Annotated in this window: 4 protein-coding genes; 2 read left to right on the top strand and 2 right to left on the bottom strand. The window is 66.7% G+C overall.

Annotated elements, in window-relative coordinates:
• A partial coding sequence (locus tag IEZ19_RS49305; RefSeq protein WP_189317884.1) for a hypothetical protein occupies nt 1–447 on the top strand: 447 nt, incomplete at its 5' end.
• Nucleotides 448–1,198: 751 nt separating this feature from the next.
• Here the strand turns inward: IEZ19_RS49305 and IEZ19_RS49300 are convergent.
• A complete protein-coding gene (locus IEZ19_RS49300; RefSeq protein WP_189317883.1) occupies nt 1,199–1,909 on the bottom strand; it encodes a response regulator transcription factor in 711 nt (236 codons plus the stop codon).
• Nucleotides 1,906–3,135 carry a sensor histidine kinase gene (locus IEZ19_RS49295; RefSeq protein WP_189317882.1) on the bottom strand — a complete coding sequence of 410 codons (1,230 nt, stop codon included), beginning with the start codon at nt 3,133–3,135 and terminating at the stop codon, nt 1,906–1,908. Before IEZ19_RS49295 ends, IEZ19_RS49300 begins: the two co-directional genes overlap by 4 nt.
• Nucleotides 3,136–3,559: 424 nt before the next feature.
• Between IEZ19_RS49295 and IEZ19_RS49290 the strand changes: the two genes are divergently transcribed.
• Nucleotides 3,560–3,898, top strand: a complete 339-nt coding sequence (locus IEZ19_RS49290; RefSeq protein WP_189317881.1) for an inner-membrane translocator — start codon at nt 3,560–3,562, stop codon at nt 3,896–3,898.
• The last annotated feature ends 207 nt before the right edge of the window (nt 3,899–4,105 follow it).

Raw genomic sequence — 4,105 nt, 5'->3', positions numbered from 1 at the left:
GAGCCGACCTCGAACGGACCCGGCGATGGATCGCCGCCGAGCAGCGGCGCGAGCGGGAACAACGGCAAGGCGAGGCGGCACGGCTGGCGCCGCCGGACTGGCTTCTCGAGCTCGGCCTCAACCGCGACAGCCGAGCCAACCGCGCTCTTCGACTTGCGAGCGGTAATCGCCGATCTTGAGGAGGTCGACACCACGTCCAGGGATGATCTCCATGTCGCCATGCTGCCAGCCAAGGCAGACATGCTGAGCTCCGGAGCCCTCAACCAAGAGACCTCCAAACTGGTGCTCCAGGCCCGAGAGAACAGCCGCGCTCGTCAAGGCTGCGTGCGGCGGCTGACACCAGCGGCCGACACCAACAAGCACGAACAGCAACGGTCGGCGGCGGACCTCAGTGGACGATCGGCCGAGGCGCAGTCCCGGTTGACCGACGTCGACGGCCCCCTGTGATCGACCCGACAAGGATGAGGCCAGACCTCAAAACCTCCATCGGCCACGGTGCGGACAGTAATGGGCAGTCCCGGAGCCGAACGAGCAGGTCAATGACCCGTTGCCGACATGGTCACGGGCGAACACGCGGACAAGTTGCCCGCTGGCGGGTTGGCATGACCTTCTATGGCAGTGCGGCGACTTGGTTGTCACCCGACGCAGGCCATCCGGTCGACCCACTCGGACAGTGTGAGCGAGGTGGTCCGTGCGCCGCGGGCTGGGCCGGACCCGCGCCGCTGACGCGGCGCAGCCTGGCTCTTGGTCGATCCTGGCAGGTGCGGCCGCTGAGTCGGGCTGGGGCCGGTGGTCAGGGCTTCGTGCAGTGAGGACAGGTGTGCGGCTACTGCGGCGAGACAGTGGTGTTCGTCTTGGCACGTGGAGCAGGCAGCCAGGTGAGGGACGAGGGCGTTGGTCTCCTCGGGAGCAAGGATGTGAAGAGCGTGGCCGGCCAGTAGGTCGCGGAATGCGAGGCATTCGCCGATGAAAGTGGCCATGTCGGATTCCTCTCTGTGCTGCGACACCCGGCGCGCTGCGGCACGTCTCGGGTCCAGGCCGTCCTGGGAGCCGTGCGGAGCGTGGATCCGGCTCTTGTGTCGCAGCTACAGGTTGGCTGAAGACCGCCTCCCCGCGCGTCGTCCCCGTGCGGTGTTTGCTGGGTACTGCGAAGGCAGTACCCAGCAGGTTGAACTGCTCCGTTCGCGCACAGGGGCTTTCACCTCGGCGTTTGTCCCACAGGAGTGGGTGACTCGCTGGCTTCCGTCTTCGCGCTGACCAGGCCGGACTGGTAAGCGATGACGACGAGCTGTGCCCGGTCCCGGGCGGCGAGCTTGCTCATGGCACGGTTGACGTGGGTTTTGGCAGTCAGCGGACTGACAAACAGGTGTTCGGCGATGTCGGCGTTTGACAAACCCAGCGCGACGAGCCTGGTCACGTCACGTTCCCGCGGAGTCAGGCAGGCGAGTTGCTCGTGCACCACGGCGGCGCAGCATTCAGGCTGCGCCAGGAATTGCTTGATCAGGGCCCGCGTGGCAGTTGGGGACAGAAGTGCCTCGCCGGCGGCTACCGTGCGGACCGCGTCGAGCAGCTCCTCCGGTCGCGCTCCCTTGCCCAGAAAACCGCTCGCCCCGCACCGCAACGCCTCCGCGACGTACTCGTCATTCTCGAACGTGGTCAGAATGAGCACCTTCACGGCGGCCAGATCGTCGGACTCGCTGATCAGTCGCGTGGCGACGAGGCCGTCCATCTCGGGCATCCGGATGTCCATGAGGACCACATCGGGGCGTTGTGCGTGTGTCAGTTCCACGGCTTCGTGGCCGTTGGATGCCTCGCCCACGACCTCCATGTCTTCCGTGGAGTCGAACAGGATTTTGAAGGTGCCCCTCAGCAGGGCCTGGTCATCAGCAAGCAGAACACGGATCGTCATGGCCGTTTTTCCTCCAGCAGTGCCTGTGATGCCACGCCGTCCCTCGGCATACCGGGGCGCAGGGGCAGTTCGGCGGTGACGGTGAAGCCGCCCTCGGGCCGGGGGTGCGCAGTGAGCTTTCCGCCCAGGCTGGCTGCCCGCTCTTTCATGCCGATCAATCCATGGCCGGTCCCCGGCTGCGGGCCGTGCGGGGCAGCGCAACCGTCGTCCTGAACGGTGATCGTCAACCACTGGCGGTTGTAGCTCAGGTGCAGCCGGGCCTTGTCAGTCCTGGCGTGCTTGCGCACGTTGGTCAGAGCTTCCTGAACGATGCGGTAGGCGGCCAGGTCGACCGCCGACGCAAGGGGCTGGGCATCTCCCTGCCGGGTGTGCAGGACGGCCAGGCCAACGCGTTCGAAGGAGGCCAGCAAGGCTGGTATCTGGGCCAAGCCCGGGATGGGATCGCGTGGTGCCGCAAAGTCGTCGGACTGCCGTAACAGGCTTACGGTCACACGCAATTCGTCCAGCGCGGAACGGCTGGTTTCCTGGATGTCTTTAAGGGCGGCGAAGACCTGTTGAGGCCTTGCTTGCCCAAGGTGGACCGCAACGCCGGCCTGAGCGTTGATCAAGGCGATGTGGTGGGCGACGACGTCGTGCAGCTCACGCGCGATGCGGACGCGTTCGGCCGCCACGCGCTGCTGCGCCTCCTGTTCACGGGTCCGCTCGGCATGTTCTGCCCGTTCCTCCACGGCAATGACATACGCGCGGCGCGAGCGCACCCCGTCCCCGACCGCCGCGGGCAGGGCCATCCACGCCAGCGTCGCGACGTTGTCCGGCTGCAGCCAGGATCGTGGGTCGTGCACCATAGCTACGCCGATCAGCGCAGCGGCCGCAGCTGATGCCACGCTCCAGGCAGTGCGGCGGTCTGTCAGCGCCGCCACTGAAAAGACAGACACGATGACCGGGCTGTTTACCAGCGGACTTTCGTCGAACCCCAGCAGCTGAAACGTCACCCCGCAGGTCACCGCCAGCGCCGCGACGGCGAAGGGGTACCGACGGCGCCACGGCAGCGAGAAGCAGCCAACGGCAGCGAGCAGGAGAGCAGGCCATCTCAGGGATAACCGGTGCTCGTGCGGAATGATGGAGGCGGCCACGACCGACAGCACGAACAGTACGACCGCCGCCAGCACGTCACGAGTTCCGATTCGGGGCCCCAGCCTGGGCCTGTATCCGTTGCTCACTGCCATGGCACCACCGTAGGGATGCTGCCCGCGGGCTGCCGAGCCGGCGGAACCGGTCAGCACCGGATTCACCAGCCCCAACGGCCCAGCCAGGCCACCGGTGGAGCTGAGCTCTTCGAGTGACAGCCGCTCTGACCGTGGCATGCCCACAGGGCACAGCCCTGACCATGGCCGCGGTCGCGGGCGCCTGCCAGGTCACCTTGCTGGGCCGCCAGTGCCGCTGCGATGGCATCAGCGCACCGTCCCGCCGGCCCTCTACGGCACGGCCATGGCCCTGGCGGTTGCGCGACCGCGAGCAGCCCGGAGCATCCAACCTGCCACGCCCGCGCACCGAGGCGACGCCTGAGCAGTTGCAGGCCGCCCGCTGTGGTTGGGTTGCGGATCGGCGACGACCCGTTTGGAGGGGGAAATTCCACGCGACCGTACTGACATGCCTGAACTTGCCGAGGAGCAGTCCTCCGACGGAAACGATGCCTTCGCTGCAGGCTGTCTCCTGCTGCTCGTGCTGGTGGCGGACGTGGCGGCCGGATTGCTGGTCTTCATCGTGCTCGCGGTGCGGGGGCTGAGCCGAATGAACGCCGGCTCCAAACACACGGTGGTCAGCACACCACCCGCGGACTGGACACAAGTCCTGTGGTTCGGCGCGTTGACCCTGGCGGTCTGTGTGACGGGCGTCGTGCTGCTGCGGCTCGGACACCGATATATCGGGGCGGTCCAACTGGTGCTCTGCATCGTCCCGGCATCCCTCACGCTGGGAGCCTGGCCCTGACCTGGGGGTGAACACAGGTGCAGCCCTCCGACCAGGCCGTCATGGCCGATTCAACGCGTCCCGCGCTCCTCAGTGATCCTCTGTCTGAGTCCTGCGGGTCCTCAGCTGACCAGTGGTCTCCAACTTCAACGACAAATCGCGCTCGATGGACCCGCAGAGAAACAAGCCGTTGCTTACGGGAGTTGGGCTCGTTGATGTGGTATGGGC

Source organism: Streptomyces brasiliensis, from assembly GCF_014647875.1.
Lineage (GTDB): Bacteria > Actinomycetota > Actinomycetes > Streptomycetales > Streptomycetaceae > Streptomyces > Streptomyces brasiliensis.
This window is presented reverse-complemented; position numbering and strand designations above follow the sequence as displayed.